Origin of the sequence: Microcoleus sp. D2_18a_B4, from assembly GCF_036702475.1 — a bacterium.
Classification (GTDB): Bacteria; Cyanobacteriota; Cyanobacteriia; order Cyanobacteriales; family Microcoleaceae; genus Microcoleus.
On record NZ_JAUBTL010000002.1, the window covers coordinates 182,939 to 200,070 of the forward strand.

At 47.3% G+C, this 17,132-nt stretch carries 10 protein-coding genes; 2 read left to right on the plus strand and 8 right to left on the minus strand.

Annotated elements, in window-relative coordinates; translation table 11 throughout:
- Positions 1–133: 133 nt before the first annotated feature.
- From QUB04_RS02185 to treZ, 7 genes are all read right to left on the minus strand, one after another.
- Entirely contained in the window at positions 134–1,918 is a 1,785-nt protein-coding gene (locus QUB04_RS02185) for an efflux RND transporter periplasmic adaptor subunit (RefSeq protein WP_333280462.1), read from the minus strand.
- 265 nt (positions 1,919–2,183) lie between these two features.
- Positions 2,184–2,792 (minus strand): PadR family transcriptional regulator, encoded by a 609-nt coding sequence (locus QUB04_RS02190; RefSeq protein WP_333280465.1) that lies wholly within the window; start codon positions 2,790–2,792, stop codon positions 2,184–2,186.
- 436 nt (positions 2,793–3,228) lie between these two features.
- Positions 3,229–3,441: a hypothetical protein gene (locus tag QUB04_RS02195; protein ID WP_333280468.1), complete on the minus strand. Its 213-nt coding sequence runs from the start codon at positions 3,439–3,441 to the stop codon at positions 3,229–3,231.
- Positions 3,442–3,549: 108 nt separating this feature from the next.
- Positions 3,550–4,062, minus strand: a complete 513-nt coding sequence (locus QUB04_RS02200) for a DUF4112 domain-containing protein (protein WP_333280470.1) — start codon at positions 4,060–4,062, stop codon at positions 3,550–3,552.
- A 325-nt stretch (positions 4,063–4,387) separates the two neighbouring features.
- The gene (gene dnaK, locus QUB04_RS02205; protein WP_333138758.1) at positions 4,388–6,304 is read right to left on the minus strand and encodes a molecular chaperone DnaK; all 1,917 of its coding nucleotides are present in this window, start codon (positions 6,302–6,304) and stop codon (positions 4,388–4,390) included.
- Positions 6,305–6,843: 539 nt separating this feature from the next.
- Positions 6,844–9,639: a malto-oligosyltrehalose synthase gene (gene treY, locus QUB04_RS02210; RefSeq protein ID WP_333280520.1), complete on the minus strand. Its 2,796-nt coding sequence runs from the start codon at positions 9,637–9,639 to the stop codon at positions 6,844–6,846.
- Positions 9,640–9,816: 177 nt separating this feature from the next.
- The gene (treZ, locus tag QUB04_RS02215; protein WP_333280472.1) at positions 9,817–11,640 is read right to left on the minus strand and encodes a malto-oligosyltrehalose trehalohydrolase; all 1,824 of its coding nucleotides are present in this window, start codon (positions 11,638–11,640) and stop codon (positions 9,817–9,819) included.
- Between the two features lie 316 nt (positions 11,641–11,956).
- On the opposite strand from treZ, the gene QUB04_RS02220 reads away from it, so the two are divergent.
- Together QUB04_RS02220 and QUB04_RS02225 are read left to right on the plus strand one after the other, a co-directional pair.
- Positions 11,957–14,017 carry an amylo-alpha-1,6-glucosidase gene (locus QUB04_RS02220; RefSeq protein ID WP_333280474.1) on the plus strand — a complete coding sequence of 687 codons (2,061 nt, stop codon included), beginning with the start codon at positions 11,957–11,959 and terminating at the stop codon, positions 14,015–14,017.
- Positions 14,018–14,052: 35 nt separating this feature from the next.
- Entirely contained in the window at positions 14,053–15,093 is a 1,041-nt protein-coding gene (locus QUB04_RS02225; protein WP_333280476.1) for a glucokinase, read from the plus strand.
- Positions 15,094–15,244: 151 nt separating this feature from the next.
- Here the strand turns inward: QUB04_RS02225 and QUB04_RS02230 are convergent, their stop codons facing one another.
- Positions 15,245–17,011, minus strand: coding sequence for a tetratricopeptide repeat protein (locus QUB04_RS02230; protein WP_333280478.1), 1,767 nt, complete (start codon positions 17,009–17,011; stop codon positions 15,245–15,247).
- Positions 17,012–17,132 lie beyond the last annotated feature (121 nt).

Here is a 17,132-nt window from a genome sequence, read left to right on the forward strand (position 1 = left end):
TGCACTTCAGTCAAAAATTAAAATAGCCCCCTTTTTTATAGCGGAGCAATCAAGTAGTTTCAGGTAAGGTACGTCGTTGCGCTTTAGCGCTTTTAATTCACATATCAAGAGCGAAGAAGCGCAACAACATACCTTATTTTTTGCTTTCTACTGGTAATTTTTCGCCGGCTCCTTTGCCTTCCTCTTGAGCCATAAGGGGAGCGCCGTCTGTCAGGTTAAGGATGCCTGCCGTAACAATTTTTTCGCCGGCTTGCAAACCTTCGATAACTTGATAATTATTCCCCTCAATGGTTCCCAATTTCACGGACTTTTGCCGCGCTACTAAAGGTGGCATTCCAGGTTTTGGCTGTTGTGGCTTTTGAGCTGTGAAGACAAAAGTTTCTCCACCTAAGCGAGTGACTGCTGTTACTGGAACTAAAATTCCGGGGCTCTGTTTCCAGATGACTTTAGCTTTTACAAACTGGAGATTAAGCAGTTCGCCGCTGGGGTTGGGAAAGGTGGCTTTAGCTAAAATTGTTTGAGAATTGGCGCTGACGTTCGGGGAGATAAAACTGATTTGACCTTGGGCGATCGCCTTACCTTGAGCGTCGAGCATTTGTACTGGCAGCCCTAAGCGTAATTGAGGCTGCCGTTCCAAAGGAATTGATAACCGCAAGTCTAGCAATTGGTTCTCTGTCAGGGTGGCGATCGCATCACCTTTTTGCAAGTAATCACCTACCTTCACTGGTATGTCGCCGATGACTCCCGCGAAGGGCGCGATGACCGCAGTTTCTTGTAGTTGTACTTCAAAGCCGCGCACTTGAGCGGCGGCCTCGGCAACTTGCGCTTCAGCTTGATCGAGTTGTTCTTGGCGCGTACCATTTGCTAACTGCGCTAATCTGCTCTTGGCTTGTGCGACTTCTGCTTCGGCTTTGGCTATTTCCTCTGGGCGCGAACCCTTTTGCAATTGCTGCAAAGCTTGCCGCTGCTGTTGCAAGGCTGCTGTCCGGCGATCGATCTCGGCTTGTCTGTTTTTTTGTCGCTGCTGGAACCGCCTTTGAGCTTCTCGGAGATTGGCTTTGGCGCTGCCTTCTTTTTGGGTGTATTGCTCAAGAGTGTTCGCGGATTCTGCGCCTTCTTTTGCCAATGCCTGATATCTGGCAAGCTGCTGGCTGGCTAACTTTGCTTCGGCTGTGCTTGCTTCTATTTGCGCTCTTGCTTGGGCGATTTCTTCTAAGAGGCTACCTGTTTCGGCATCGGCGAGGTCGGCTTCAGCTTGGCTAACGCGGGCTTGGGCTTGACCAATTTCTTCTGGCCGAGAGCCCGATCGCAGTTGAGCGAGGTTGGCTTGGGCTTGGGCGACTTGGGCTTGAGCTTGGGCGATTTCTTCGGGCCTGGCTCCTGCTTGCAATTCGGCTAAGTGGGATTGAGCGCGGATCAGGTTGGCTTGGGATTGCCTCAAGTCAGCTTGGGCGCTGTCGCTTTTCATGCGGGCGATGGCTTGCCCTTTATTTATGAAGTCCCCGGATTTGACAAAAATCTCCGTGACTAGCCCTTCTGCTTCGGGTTTGATTTCTACTGAACGCTTGGCTTCTAAGCTGCTAACAAATTCGGAAGCATCTTCGACGGAGCTGGTTTTTACGGCGGCGAGCTTGACTGGTATGGCTGGGGGTTGGGCTGCTGCTGCCGGTTGCGGTGGGCGATTCTGACCCGATTGCCACGAGTACCAGCCGAAACCTGCTGCGCCTGTGGCGATCGCGATCGCGGCAATTAGAGGCCAGCGCGATCGGGGTTTAGCAACAGATTCAGGGCGATCATCGCCAACGGGGGGAAAATCCTCTGGTCGATCGCTGTCGGCATCGGTTGGGTGCAGTTCCGGTGTGGGAGGTTTTTGCTCTTCAGCTTCAACGACGGATTCTGGGGATTTAGAATAACTCATTGGCAGCACCACTTAGATTTTTTTTAACTTCTGACTGAGACTTGGGCGAAATCTTTGATTTTCCGGCGTTCCCCTCAAACATGGGGGAATAAGGACAAGCGATTTTAAACAGGATGGAATCGGGAAAGTACCTTTTTAATGAGGTTGAGGTATGTGCAGGGCTTTAGTCCGATCGCAGTTAGCAAAGCCAGGGAGTGATTATTTTTAGGAAAGCTTCTTGTTATTTCTCAAAAGTTACGATGGCAGGGAAGATTGCACATCCTACTTATGAGTCACCTGAGTGGGTGAGTTGGAAGGATTTTCCCTTGGAGTCGGCGGATTCAGCGAAGGTTGGGGAGTCACGCACTCCGGCGATCGCGCTTTTTTCCTTGGCTAGTTGCTCGGTTAACCACTCTATCTCTGACGCCAGCACTGACTTGCAGCGATCGCGAGAGGCGAATTGATAGTCATCGGTTAGTGGATATTCGCTCTTGAGGCTTTCGATGTAGTCTTGCCTGGTGTAACAGGCTCGCAAGCGGTGTTCCAATAGCTTCAGCCGTTCTGCCGGTTCTAAGTCGCCAAAAAAGAAAAACTTGATTTGGAACCGGGAACCACTGTTAACCCAGCTTTCTTGAGGGTGTTCGAGCATTTTTTGCCGCCAGAGTTCGCGCCCTTTGGGGGTAATTCCGTAGATTTTGCGCGGACAGCCCGCATCTCCGGCTTCTTCGGCTATTACCGAAATCTCCCCCCGCTCTTCCAAGCGCTTCAGCAGCGGGTAAATCGCTCCGTAGTTGACGCTGATGCAACTGCTCATAAACAGCTCCAGTTTTTGCTTTAGCCGGTAGCCGTGGAGGGGTTGCAACTGTAGCAGTCCAAGGGCTGATAATTCAAGCATTTATATCAATTTGATATTATAGTCTGGATTATATCACTATATCGGACTCAAGGGCGATCGGGTAAATAGCTAGTTTAAAAGAATATTTAGACTGAAAATCACATTAAATAATATTTGTCAATACCCTTAAGAGATATTTTTTATTACTCAGAGTGAATTTTCTTGTGGAACAGGCATCTTGCCTGTTCTTGAGAATGGTGCAATATCTCAGATTTCTGCCACATATCTCTTCTTCGTAAGAGGATCAGAACTTTTATTGGTAGGGGTTGGTTGAATTTTTCAACCCAGACACACTTTAGTATTTATTTATTGAACATTGATTGCAGCCACTGTTTTTTTTGTAGCTAATACTCCTATTATTTTTCTTAAGTATTGCTGCGAAAAAAGTGTTGGGTTTGTTTCCAAGGGGAGCATCTCATATTTGTAAAAACACTTATTATGGCTCCTTCCTTCTTCCTTCTTCTTCTTTCCTCCTGACTCCTGACTCCTGACTCCTAATTCCAATTTCGAGCTTTGCTGCAAAAGTGAGATGCTCCCGTTTCCAAGCGCCCTGTTTGTAATCTACGAATCTGTGAGGTTTTCCCTCTTTGTTGAGGCATAAAAAAAAGCAACGCCCCCTACGAGTAGTTAAACCCAGATGTTTTTCCATGCCCGTAATCATCCTCAAAGATGATTTTTAAGGAGAACTTTCCCGATTATATGCTATCACTATGAATGACATAAAGAGAGGGATTTATCTTGCCCATCCAACCCAAGATTAACGCCCTGTAATTACTTGGAATAGCCACCCAAAAAGCATGACACTCAAGAAAATCACGCCTCCGACAATTAACACCAAACCCAACAGCAAAGCCGCCACAAATAACCAGTCGGCTTTTTTCCCAGGTTCCGGGGAACCTAAATGAGCGTCCAGCAATTCTATATTCTTGACATTAGCTTTCCAAGTAACATCTAACAAGTCTCCGGCAACGGGTACAGTACCGGCAACTGTATCAAATACGATGTTAGTGGCCATTTTGACTAAAGTCTCTTGTGGCACTCCCATTTGAGCGGATTTGAAGACAACATATCCTGCAAAAATTGAACTGATTAAATCGCCGCCGCCCGGTATAAGTCCCAGTATCGGATCGAGTCCGATGCGGTATTTTGTGCCGGGAATCGGAATTGCATTGTCGAGTAAATGGCTGATGCGGCGGAGTCGGCGCAAGGATGCAACATGAGATGGGCTGGGAGTATTTGGGGAGGAATTTTGTATAGGAGAACGTGACATTTAATTGCTCTCGATTGCGATATTATATCGATTCCGGTTGCACCGGAATGATGTTGACTGTTGACGGTTGACTGTTGACGCCGTGAACAGTGAACAGTAAACAGTCAACAGTGAACTCGAATTTACTATTCCGATGCTAACGGATTGGATATTACTGCTAGTTTATGATATTTACTGAAGCATTTTAGTTTTGTCTCTATGCCTCAAGCAAGATTTTTAGTAATTTTAGTCGATCGACTTTGGTTTGTTTTTGAAAGAACAGAAACCCGGTTTCTGTTCAAAACCGGGTTTCTTGCTTCTAGCTGGGGGCTTTTAATTTAGCCTTCTATTTGTTGCCTTCTGTGAAGTCGGCGTCAATCACGTCGTCGCCGCCGCCAGTGGGGCCGCCGTCTCCATAGCCACCAGGGCCACCAGGGCCGCCAGGGCCGTCAGTTGGGCCGCCTGCTTGCTGGTACAGGTTGCTGCTGACAGCGTAGAATGCTTGCTGCAACTCTGTTGTTAGGGTTTTGATGCGATCGTCATCTTCAGTAGCGATCGCATCGCGCAAGTCTTTGATCAAGCCTTCAACCTTAGTCTTGTCAGCAGCGGGAACTTTATCACCCAATTCTGCCAACTGCTTCTCAATTTGATAGGCTAAAGAATCGCCTTGGTTTTTGCGATCGATCCTTTCGCGACGTTCCTTGTCAGCAGCCGCATTCGATTCGGCTTCCTTCACCATGCGCTCGACTTCATTGCTGGGCAAAGTAGAAGCACCAGTAATGCTAATCGATTGCTCCTTACCAGTACCTTTATCCTTAGCCGCTACATTCAAAATACCGTTAGCATCGATATCGAAAGTAACTTCAATTTGAGGTACGCCACGGGGGGCTGGTGGAACTCCATCTAAGCGGAATGTTCCCAAATCCTTGTTATCATTTGCCATTTCCCGTTCGCCTTGCAAAACGTGAATTTCCACGTTTGTTTGGCCGTCTACAGCAGTCGAAAAAGTTTCCGACTTCTTGGTAGGAATAGTGGTGTTGCGGGGAATGATTTTGGTCATCACGCCACCCAAGGTTTCGACGCCGAGAGACAGCGGAGTAACGTCGAGCAACAGGATGTCTTTCACTTCGCCGGAGAGTACGCCGGCTTGAATTGCTGCACCGACTGCGACCACTTCATCCGGGTTTACCGTTTGGTTGGGGTCTTTGCCAAGGAGTTTTTTGACCAGTTCTTGCACCGCAGGAATCCGCGTAGAACCACCAACTAAGACGACTTCATTAATTGCAGATTTGTCTAATTTGGCGTCGCGGATCGCATTTTCAACAGGGATGCGGGAGCGATCGATCAAATCCGAGCACAGTTCTTCAAACTTGCCCCGCGTCAAAGTCGTGTCCAAGTGTTTTGGCCCGTCTTGAGTCGCGGTAATAAACGGCAGGTTGATTTCTGCTTGGGTAACGCTCGAAAGCTCAATCTTGGCTTTTTCTGCTGCTTCCGTCAGGCGTTGCAGTGCTTGTTTGTCTTTGCGAAGGTCAATTCCTTCGGCTCTTTGGAATTCATTAGCGATGTAATCGACGATTTTTTTGTCGAAGTCGTCACCGCCGAGGTGAGTGTCTCCAGAAGTTGCTAGCACTTCAAATACGCCGTCGCCCACTTCGAGAATAGATACGTCGAAAGTACCGCCACCTAAGTCAAATACGAGGATGGTTTCGTTGCTCTTTTTATCTAACCCGTAAGCTAAAGCTGCTGCTGTAGGTTCGTTAATAATCCGCAGCACTTCTATACCGGCAATTTTTCCTGCGTCTTTCGTAGCTTGGCGCTGGGAGTCGTTGAAGTAAGCGGGAACAGTAATTACCGCTTGGGTAACAGTTTCGCCGAGGTATTTGCTGGCGTCTTCTACGAGTTTGCGGAGAACTTGTGCAGAAATTTCTTCTGGGGCAAATTGCTTGCCACGGGCGGGACAGTCTAGTTTGAGGCTGTTGCCGACTTTGAGAACTTTGTAGGAAACTTCAGTGGTTTCGTGGGTTACTTCATCAACCCGACGCCCGATAAACCGTTTTACTGAGTAAAAGGTGTTTTCGGCGTTCATCACGGCTTGACGCTTGGCGATTTGTCCGACAAGTTGATCCCCATTTTTAGCATATGCTACTACAGAAGGTGTGGTGCGACCCCCCTCGGCGTTGGCTATGACGGTGGGTTTGCCGCCTTCCATAACTGCGACGCAGGAGTTTGTCGTACCTAAGTCAATTCCAACTACTTTTCCCATAGGGGTGTTCCGGCTCCAATCTCTACAAAATTTTGGTGTTTTATCTGTGCGATAGTCTGGTTATTCAGGACTGCCATTTTACCTCGCGGTTTACGGGTAGTGAGTCCTGCTTTAATACAGTCTTCGATAGGGTGCTGATCTCTATACTGCGGGCGGTAGACCTTGCGATGAAGGGGTATTTACCGAACCTGTTGGGGGACGGTTGCATCCGTGAGGCTTGCACCGCTACAGTTGTTGACTGCTTTTCTTTACTCTTCCCAATGTACGGTGTGCGATCGATTCGGGTATTGTGGCAAACCGTATACGTTGTGTTGTATTTGCCGTCTTTGTGGTATAAATTTTGTTTGGTTGGTAGGGGCGATCGGTTTTTTGGCTTCCAATCAGGTTTAATATCAATTCTGAAAAGGGACAGGGCATTGCCCTGTCCCTACTCGTTTACTTCCAGGCTGTGCCTCGGAAGGAATATATTGTTGAGGCAGAGCCTGAAGTCCGCCTCTTGGGAATCTCGGAAAATTCTTGAATTTTCCAGCTTTTAATTGCTATTTTTTACCGATCAGCAGAGCTGCAGGAAAGTAACTCAGAGCTTCACCAATTGCCAACGTACCGTTACTTTCTACGGCCTGATTTGTAATTGCATCTTTCCAAACCGACGGCATTTGTTCGGATAATTTCAAATTAGTATCTTTCCAGATTTGTTTGCCGATCGGCATTTCTTCCGGTTTGACAATTCCCGTCAAAAACCGGGGAGCAATGACAATAACGGTAGTCTCTCCAAAGCTTCTGGCAAAGGCAACAACATTATCTTTAAACGTGCCAACTGCTTGCAGGGGCACATAGTCGCCTGATTGAAAAACTTGCAAGTATTTTTTTCTCGCGTCTAGCGCTCTTGCCGTCAAAAACAACTTAATTCTAGCGTCTTCTCGCGTCGCCATCAAATCTTCAACCAGTTGCAAAATATCCGTCTGAGCTTGCTCTTTAATTTCCCGCAAAACCTCGATTCTGCGCTCATAATCAACGGGACGGCGGTTATCGGGATCGACGTGGCTTAAATCCCAAAATTCCGTCCCTTGATAAATGTCGGGAACGCCCGGAGCCGTGATTTTCAGCAGCGTTTGAGATAAAGAATTGAAAATTCCGTAATTAGCTACTTTTTTACAGAAAGGTATAAACTTGTTGAGAAACGGATTTTGTTCCGAAGGTTCGAGAACGCTATCGACAAAGGTCATAAAACCAGCTTCGTAGTCGTTATCCGGTCTCAGCCAAGCCGTATAAACTTTTGCTTCGCGGACAGCTTTAATGACATAATCTTTCAGGCGATCGACATAATCAGTGTTTTCAATTCCCTCAAAGGGAAAACTGCCTAGCAGAGTTTGGTACAGGAAGTATTCGTCATTAGTATCTGGAACCATTCGATTCACAAAGTTGACTTTCTTAGAAGAGTTTACCTCTCTCCAAGACCTGACTTGCTGTTCCCATTCATCGGGAATTTCTGACAAAACGTTTATTCTGGCTCGCACATCTTCGCCGCGTTTTGTATCGTGGGTAGCTGTAGCATTCATTTTGTGCGGCCAAGCTACTTGCTGCTTTTGGTTGAACTCGTGAAAATCTACCAGCGACACGCCGAACTGACTGGGATTTCCTCCCACTTCGTTGAGGGATAAAAGCCGATAGTAGACGTATAAAAGGGTGTCTTCAACGCCTTTTGCCATTAATGGGCCTGTCAACTGCTGGAGTTTCATTACAAAGTGCCGGCGCTGCTCTTTTTGTTCTGGTGTTAGAGTTTCTTCTTCTTCGAGTAACAGCACCGTTTCGATAAATTTAAGTTCCTTGAGGAGTCGGGGTACTTGTTGTTTGGCATGGGCGATCGCATATTTTACGTAAGTGCGATCGGACTCTCTCAAACCGTCTTGATTGATATAAGTTCGGTAGACTGGAAAAATTGTCAAAACAGCCGCCAATGCTTTTTCCAAACCGGGACGAGTAAAGTCATTTCCCTGTCTCGATTGACCAGAGATATTCTTCAAAAGTTGAGCTAGATTGTCTACGTCTCCCGCCAAATTTTTCTCAACAATCAGTCCTTTTTTATCTAAAAACAACTGTTCGTAGGGAACGTTCAAGCGAGTAAATCTCTGATATATTTCGGTAAATTGCTGCTCGCGATCGCACCGACAAAAAACGCCGTTTACGTAATTCAAAAAGTCGTAGCCGCTAGTTCCCTCAATCGGCCAATATGACGGCAAATCTTCTTCGTGTTCCAGAATCTTTTCAACAGTGATGTAAGTGTCTGGGGTTTTCTCCCGGAGCCGTTTCAAATATTCTGTGGGATCGTACAGTCCGTCGATGTGGTCGATTCTCAATCCGGTAAACTTTTCCTCATCAACCATGTCGAATATCAGAGCATGGTTTTTGTGAAAAACTTTAATCTCTTCAACTTTTACCGAAATAAGTTCGTTGACTGTAAAAAACCTTCGGTAGTTAATTTCTTCGGCCCCCACTTTCCAGAAAGCCAGACGGTAAAACTGCTCGGAAAGCAATTCGTCTAGCAAATTAAAGCTTTCGGGATTTCCCTTTTCTCCGTTAAAAACTTTGATATTTTCATCTATGAATTCCTGTACAAGGGGATTTTGATTGTAGAGTTCCCACAGCAGTCCTTTGACAAAAGCTATCTGATCGTATCTGGTTTTACCTTTAGTTTCTGAAGGGGTATTTTTAATCAAATAAAGAATTCCTAAAAACTTGATAAAATCTGGATGGCGTCTGCCTAATTCTCTGGCTAACTGCCCCAAATTCTGACTGATAAATTTAGCATAAGATTCAATTCTTACTGGCAATTGTAAGCTATAATAATTGATACTCAGCCCAATTTCGCTGTATTTGAGTTGAATCTCGCCATTTTCCAGACACTCTCCATAAAAATTGCCCAGCAGCGGAGCCAGCACTCGACCCCTGAGATGTTCGTAAGCGTGATTCCATTCAATATCAAAGTAATCAAAATAGTCGGAATCTGGCCCGTGTTCCAATACGTCTAACAGCAGCAAATTTTGAGTATCGTAAGCCATGTGATTCGGAACAATATCTTGCAGCCATCCCATGTTCCGTTTCTTGATTTCGTATGTGAGGGCTTCAAAATTTTCTGATGTTCCCAAATCGGGATTGATCTGATTTGAGTCAACCACATCGTATCCGTGAGAGCTGCCTTTTCTGGCTTTAAATATGGGTGAAGCGTAAACGTCGGTAATTCCTAAATCTTCCAGATAGCTAAGGATTTGTTTGGCGGCTTCAAAGTTAAAACCTCCATGAAATTGAATCCGATAAGTTGTTGTGGGAATTCTCATCATGTTAATTTTACTCCTGCTTGTTTAGGGTTTTCTTTTTTAAGAATATATGAGGCAGAGCCTCCTGAACTGCATTCCCAGGCTATGCCTGGGAATGAGAGAGGCTCTGCCTCCCGTTTCTTGTTCCTAGGCTCTGCCTAGGAACGCCTGTATTTGAGGCTCTGCCTCGACTTTTAATTATTCTAATTCGTAGAGTGCGAAACTCTGCGGTTTAACGGTCAATTTTTGCTCTGAAGTTATCTTTTCAGGCAAGCTAGAACCTGAACCCATCCATTTTTCATCAGCAGAGTCTAAAATTTTGTGACCGTTGCCTTGGGGAAGTGCAGCCGTAAAAGCTACCTCTTGCCTGTTGAAGTTTAGAATGCAGAATATCTGGCTGTCATCTGTCCAACGACGTAGAAATAAGATTTTTTCCGCTTCAATGCTGGACACTTCTAGACTGTTTTTGTCGAGTTTTTTAAGGGCTGGTATTGTCCGCCGCAGGTGAATCAAATGTTGGTGCCATTCCCAAAGGATTTTGTGTTTGCCTTCGGTTTGTTTTTCCCAGTTTAACTTACACTTATCGAAAGTCTCAGGACTCTGGGGGTCTTGAAACTCGCCTCGGCCTTCAAAGATTTTAAATTCTTGTTGTTTGTCTTTGCGGATAGCTTCAATTAAGTTTTCGTCCGAGTGGGAAACGAAGTAAAAAAACGGTGCTTCTTCTCCGTATTCTTCTCCCATAAAAAAGAAGGGAATGTAGGGAGAAATTAAGACAGTGCCTGCTGCAAGTTTCAATCCTTCAAAGTCAACTATTTTGGATAGTCGGTCTCCCAAAATGCGGTTGCCGATTTGGTCGTGGGTTTGGGCAAACACCAGAAATTTATGACCCGGTTCATCCTTAACAGAATTGCCGTGTTTCCGCTTTCTGTGGGGGGCGTACTGACCGGAGTAAACAAAGCTTTCTTTGAAGGCTTTTTCTAAGTGTTCGCACTTGCCGTAATCTTGGTAGTATCGGTCGTCTTCTCCGGTGAGCAAAGCGTGCAGTGCGTGGTGGAAATCATCGCACCATTGGGCGTCTAGTCCGAAGCCACCGAGTTCTTTGGGACGTATAGTGCGGACATCATTTAAGTCACTTTCGGCTATTAAGTAAAGTTGCCGTCCTAGTTCTTGGGAAATATCGGCTGTGGCATCGGATAGTTCTTGTAAAAAAGGTCTTGCACCTACTTCAAATATTGCTTGAATGGCATCTAATCTCAGGGCATCGATGTGATAGTCTCGAAACCAGTAGAGGGCGTTTTCAAGAAAGTAGTTACGCACGCCGTCGCTGTAGGCGTCGTCGAAGTTGAGGGGGTCTCCCCAAATCGAGCCGTATTTTGAGGTAAAGTAGGGGCCGAAGTCCCTGAGATAGTTTCCTTCGGGGCCGAGGTGGTTGTAAACTACATCGAGAATTACTGAAATGCCCTGTTCGTGGCAGGCGTTGACAAGTGTTTTGAAGCCTTCGGGGCCGCCGTAGGAGTTTTGAACCGCGTAGGGATATACGCCGTCATATCCCCAGTTTCGCTCGCCCGGAAATTGGGCTACTGGCATTATTTCGATGGCGTTGATGCCCAATTCTTTAAGTTGTTTTAGCTGGGGAATTATTGCTTCAAATGTTCCGGCTTGGGTGAATGTGCCGACGTGCAGTTCGTAAATAATCATTTCGGCTAGCGGCACGCCTTGCCAATTTGTGTCAGTCCAAGTAAAAATATTTTCATCTATTACTTGCGACGGAGCGTGCACGCCTTGGGGTTGATATTTTGAGGCTGGGTCTGGTCGGTCGGTTTTTCCTTCGATTTGATAAGTGTAAAGGGTTCCTGGTTCGATGTCTGTAGCTGTGGTTTGCCAATAACCTTCTGCGGATTGTTGCAGGGGTATCAGGCGTTTTTTGGGAGAAACAATTTGGACGGCGATTTGTTTGAGGGTGGGCGCCCAAACGGTAAATTCACATTGGTTATTGCCGAGGTAATTTGCTCCTATCTTCACTTTGAGCTGTTCTCCTTATAAAATAGGTTGGTAGTTCGATCGCCCGACGCGCTATCAAATGCTTGCCCTTAACGTTCAGCGCCTGTTTAGACGGTAATATTACTTAATATAACAAACAACTAACTTTAGACAGAGGCATCAAAGGGGAAAATTGGGTAAGGGGCAAAATTAGCGGTTGGTTAGGCTTAAATTAGAGCAGGAATCGGCACGGGGCCGATCGCCAAATTAACGGCCTGCAAGCGTTAATATTTCTGGTTGATATCATGTCGAAAATCTACCTAAAGGTAGGTAAAAAATCAGCGCGAGTGTGGACTTTATGGTTATGGCTTTTGGACGGGAAATCTGCTGCAATCTCGACTCGGCGGAGTCTCGGGAGTGGTTGGTCACAAACGGGATCGGCGGTTACGCTAGCGGGACGATCGCAAATCTCCTCACCCGCCGCTATCACGGCTTGCTGATAGCCGCCCTCAAACCCCCGCTGGGACGCACTTTGATGCTCGCCAAGCTGGACGAGACGGCTGTGTATAACGATCGCGCCTATCCGCTTTATACAAACCGCTGGGCCGACGCGACGATGGAACCCCACGGCTACAAATACATCGAAAGCTTTCACCTAGAAGGCACGACGCCTGTTTGGAGGTTTGCTCTCGCCGACGCTATCCTGGAAAAGCGGATTTGGATGCAGCAAGGTGCTAACACAACATATATTCAATACCGCTTGCACCGCGCCTCACAACCGATCGCCCTCGCTGTCAAAGCCCTAGTCAACTATCGCGACTACCACCACACAACGAGCGTCGGCGACTGGCAGATGAGCCTACAGACCTTAGAACGCGGGGTTTGCGTGACTGCATTTCCCAAGTCTGTACCCCTGTACCTGCTGACGGATGCCGAACCAGAGGCGAATTTTCGAGTTTCTACGCCTTTATACAATTGGCATTACGGATTTGACCTAGCAGCCGAAAAGCGGCGCGGATTGGACTACTGCGAGGATCACTTGCACGCGGCGACTTTTCACATGACGATCGCACCGGGAAGTTCTCTCACATTGATAGCCAGCACCGAGAAAAATACCGAACTCAACGGCGGTACAGCTTTAGAAGTTCGTCGCACTTATGAGGGAGAAGTGCTGGAAAAATGGTCAAAAGTGAGCGAATCTCCCGACTGGATCAATCACTTAGTGCTAGCCGCCGACCAATTTATCGTCAGCCGCCCGCTACCGGAGGAACCCGCAGGCAAAACGATTATCGCCGGATATCCCTGGTTCAGCGACTGGGGGCGCGACACGACGATCGCCCTGCCCGGTCTCACAATCTGTACCGGGCGATGGGAAATTGCGCGATCGATTTTGCGGACATTTGCGCGGTATGTCGATCGGGGGATGCTGCCGAACCGCTTCCCGGATGCGGGCGGCGAACCGGAATACAACACCGCAGATGCCACTCTGTGGTACTTTGAGGCAATTCGCGCTTATATTGATGCCACGGGGGACGACGAACTTTTGAGCGAACTCTGGCCTACTCTATGTGAGATTGTTGACTGGCACATACAGGGAACTCGGTATAACATCCGCGTCGATCCCGATGACGGTTTAATCTACGCGGGCGAAACCGGCGTGCAACTGACTTGGATGGACGCGAAAATCGGCGATTGGGTGGTGACGCCTCGGATTGGTAAGCCGATCGAACTCAGCGCGCTTTGGTACAATGCTATACAAGCTATGGCAAGTTTTGCTCGAAAATTGGGCAAGCCTCACAATGAATACCAGCAATTGGGCGATCGAACGGCCGCCGGATTCCCTCGCTTCTGGAACGCCTCAACTGGTTACTGTTACGACGTTATCGACGGCCCAGACGGACACGATACCTCGCTGCGGCCCAACCAGATATTCGCCGTATCCTTGCCCCTAGACTCGATTCCTCCTCACTCCGCCAACTCCTTGTCAGCGGCGATGCGCCAGGAAACCCGCTATACACCGTTACTGACGCCCATCCAGCAGCGCGGCGTGGTGGACGCCTGCGCTCAACAGCTTCTGACTTCTGTCGGCCTCCGCAGCCTCTCGCCGCAGCACCCGCAGTATCGCGGCGCATACGGAGGCGACCAATTGCAGCGCGACAGCGCGTACCACCAGGGCACAGTTTGGGGCTGGCTGATTGGCCCGTTTGTCTTGGCGCACTTGCACGTATACAAAGATCCAGCACAAGCTCGCGAATTCCTAGAACCGATGGCACATCATATAAGAGCCGGCGGAGTTGGCAGTCTGGGCGAAATTTTTGAGGGCGACGCCCCCCACTCGCCGCGGGGCTGCACGGCTCAAGCTTGGACTGTGGCTGAGGTGCTGCGGGCTTGGTTGGCAATTAATACTGTGGGTGTTTAAATGGGGAATGTTATCTTTGGTGGAAAAAGAGATTTATGGCATTATTATTAGCAGGCGATATTGGCGGAACTAAGACAATTTTGCGTTTAGTGGAAAGGACTGTTAACGGTGAAATGAACGCTCTTTACGAGTTTCGCTATCCGAGCGGGGAGTTTCCAGATTTAGTGCCGATGGTGCAGCAGTTTTTGACGGAAGCTGCTACGAAATTGGATTTTGCGCCATTGCCTGAAAAAGCTTGTTTTGCGATCGCAGGCCCGGTGGTTAACAACACTGCAAAACTGACTAATTTGCCTTGGAGGCTGGATGCGAAGCGTCTGGAACAAGAATTAGGAATATCACACGTTAGTTTAATTAATGATTTTGTCGCGGTTGGCTACGGCGTGTGGGCTTTGGACGATCGAGATTTGCACACTTTGCAAGTTGGAAAACCCCGCCAACACGATCCAATTGCTGTGATTGGTGCGGGTACTGGTTTGGGAAATTGTTTTGGAATTCCCGAAGCAAATGGCATCAGGGTATTTTCTTCGGAAGGGGGGCACGGTGACTTTGCTCCTCGTTCGGAGTTGGAGTTTGAATTGCTGAAATATTTGTTAGCAAAACACGACATTCAAAGAATATCGATCGAGCGTGTAGTTTCGGGACTAGGGATTGTTTCAATTTACCAGTTTTTGCGGGACAGAAAGTTTGCTCCTGAATCGTCGGAGGTAGGGGAAGTTATCAAAAAATGGGAGTCAGAAATCGGGAAAACTGAAAAGACTGTCGATCCGGGGGCGACAATTGCACAGGCGGCCCTCAAAAAGTGCGATCGGCTTTCCGAACAAACAATGCAAATGTTTGTAGAAGCTTACGGTGCAGTGGCGGGAAATCTGGCTGTGACACTGTTACCTTACGGCGGTTTGTACGTAGCTGGCGGCATTGCTGCTAAGATTTTGCCGCTGATTCTAGAAGGGGGTTTCATGCGAGCTTTTACGCACAAAGGCCGGATGGATTCGCTGTTAGAAATGATGCCAGTTCGATTGGTTTTGAATCCCAATGTAGGGTTAATTGGTGCGGCTGTTTGTGCGGCCGGTCTTTAGGAGAATGTAGGGGCGGCGCCCCCGTGCCCGCCCCAGATCGATCGGGGCAACCACGGGGGGATTGCCCCTACAAAATTACAAAAATAATTTAGGCTTGCTATATAGGAACTGCCAAGACGGTTAGGACATTCTCAATCGCTGAAACCTAAAATTACTTCCCTTCCAGTTCTTTCAGCTTCCGCTGGGCCAACTCCTTCACCTGCGGATCTTGAGCGACGGCTAAAGCTTGGCGATAGCTTTCAATTGCTTTTACTTTGTCGCCTTTGAGTTCATAAGCAATGCCACGATTATAGAATGCTTCTGCATCTTTAGGATTGAGTTGAATGGCTTGATTGTAATCCTCAATGGCGCGATCGTATTCCTTTTTATCGTTGTAAACACTGCCGCGATTGTAGAAGGCTGCTGCATATTTAGGATTGAGTTTTAGGGCTTGATTGAAATCCTCAATGGCGCGATCGTATTCCCCTTTATTGCCGTAAGCACTGCCGCGATTGTAGAAGGCTTCTGCATATTTAGGATTGAGTTTTATGGCTTGATTGAAATCGGCAATGGCGCCATCGTATTCCCCTTTAGTGCGGTAAACATTGCCGCGATTGTTGAAGGCTTCTGCGTATTTAGGATTGAGTTTTATGGCTTGAGTGTAATCGGCAATGGCACCATCGTATTCCCCTTTATTGCGGTAAGCAAGACCGCGATTATAGAAGGCTTCTGCGAATTCAGGATTGAGTTTTATGGCTTGATTAAAATCGGCAATTGCGCCATCGTATTCCCCTTTATTCCCGTAAGCAATGCCGCGACTGTTGAAGGCTGCTGCATATTTAGGATTGAGTAGAAGGGATTGATTAAAATCGCCAATGGCGCGATCGTATTCCCCTTTATTGCCGTAAGCACTGCCGCGATTGTAGAAGGCTTCTGCATATTTAGGATTGAGTTTTATGGCTTGATTGAAATCGACAATGGCGGCCTCGTATTCCCCTTTAGTGCGGTAAACATTGCCGCGATTGTTGAAGGCTTCTGCGAATTTAGGATTGAGTTTTATGGCTTGAGTGTAATCGGCAATGGCGCCATCGTATTCCCCTTTATTGCGGTAAGCAAGACCGCGATTGTAGAAGGCTTCTGCGAATTTAGGATTGAGTTTTAGGGCTTGATTGAAATCGGCAATGGCGCCACCGTATTCCCCTTTATTGCCGTAAGCACTGCCGCGATTGTTGAAGGCTACTGCGAATTTAGGATTGAGTAGAAGGGATTGATTGTAATCCTCAATAGCGCGATCGTATTCCCCTTTATTGTCGTAAGCATTGCCGCGATAGAAATAGATAGTGGCTGGGTCAAGTGCAGCTTTATTTGGTTTAGCCACAGAAAGTGCTGCCGTTAGTTGCTTAATAGCATTATCCCAATCATCCGCTGCATAAGCAGACACCCCCAATGTCACCAACGTTAAATATTTCAGTTCCTGCGCTAAATTGAATTGTATCTCAAAATGTTCTAGCGAAGCCACCGCCATGTTGCGAGGTTCTCCCTGCACTTGCTTACCTACATCGATATAATCCTTTGCTGCTGAAAGAATCTCAAAATTCACGCTGACTAGGGCTTTCTGCTGCGTCTTGCCATACCAACCCCAAATCACAATATCCGCATTTTTATTCTTGCCCAATTCCCGCGCTTTATCTTTACCTTCCTGCTGACTAATCGCTTGTTTTAGGGGCAAAATTTTCACGGTTGGGTAATTTTTAGTTGCCTCCTGCAAATTATGTAAAATCGTTTCTGTGACGCGATAATTTTTCGCATCTACCCCATCAAACTCCGCTAACAGAACCGTTACAGTTTTCGTTTTTTGTTCGCACTGTTGTATGAGACACAGAGGTGATAACTGAGGTTGTAGAAAATGCAAACCTATACCGCCACCACCGAGAGTCAATAACCCGATCGCCCCTACAACTAGCCAAACCCTTTTTGTCCTTTGCGGGTTCTCCGTTGTCCTTTGCGGGTTCTCCGTTGTCCTTTGCGGGTTCTCCTCCGAAGTTGGGGGTGTTTCGGAG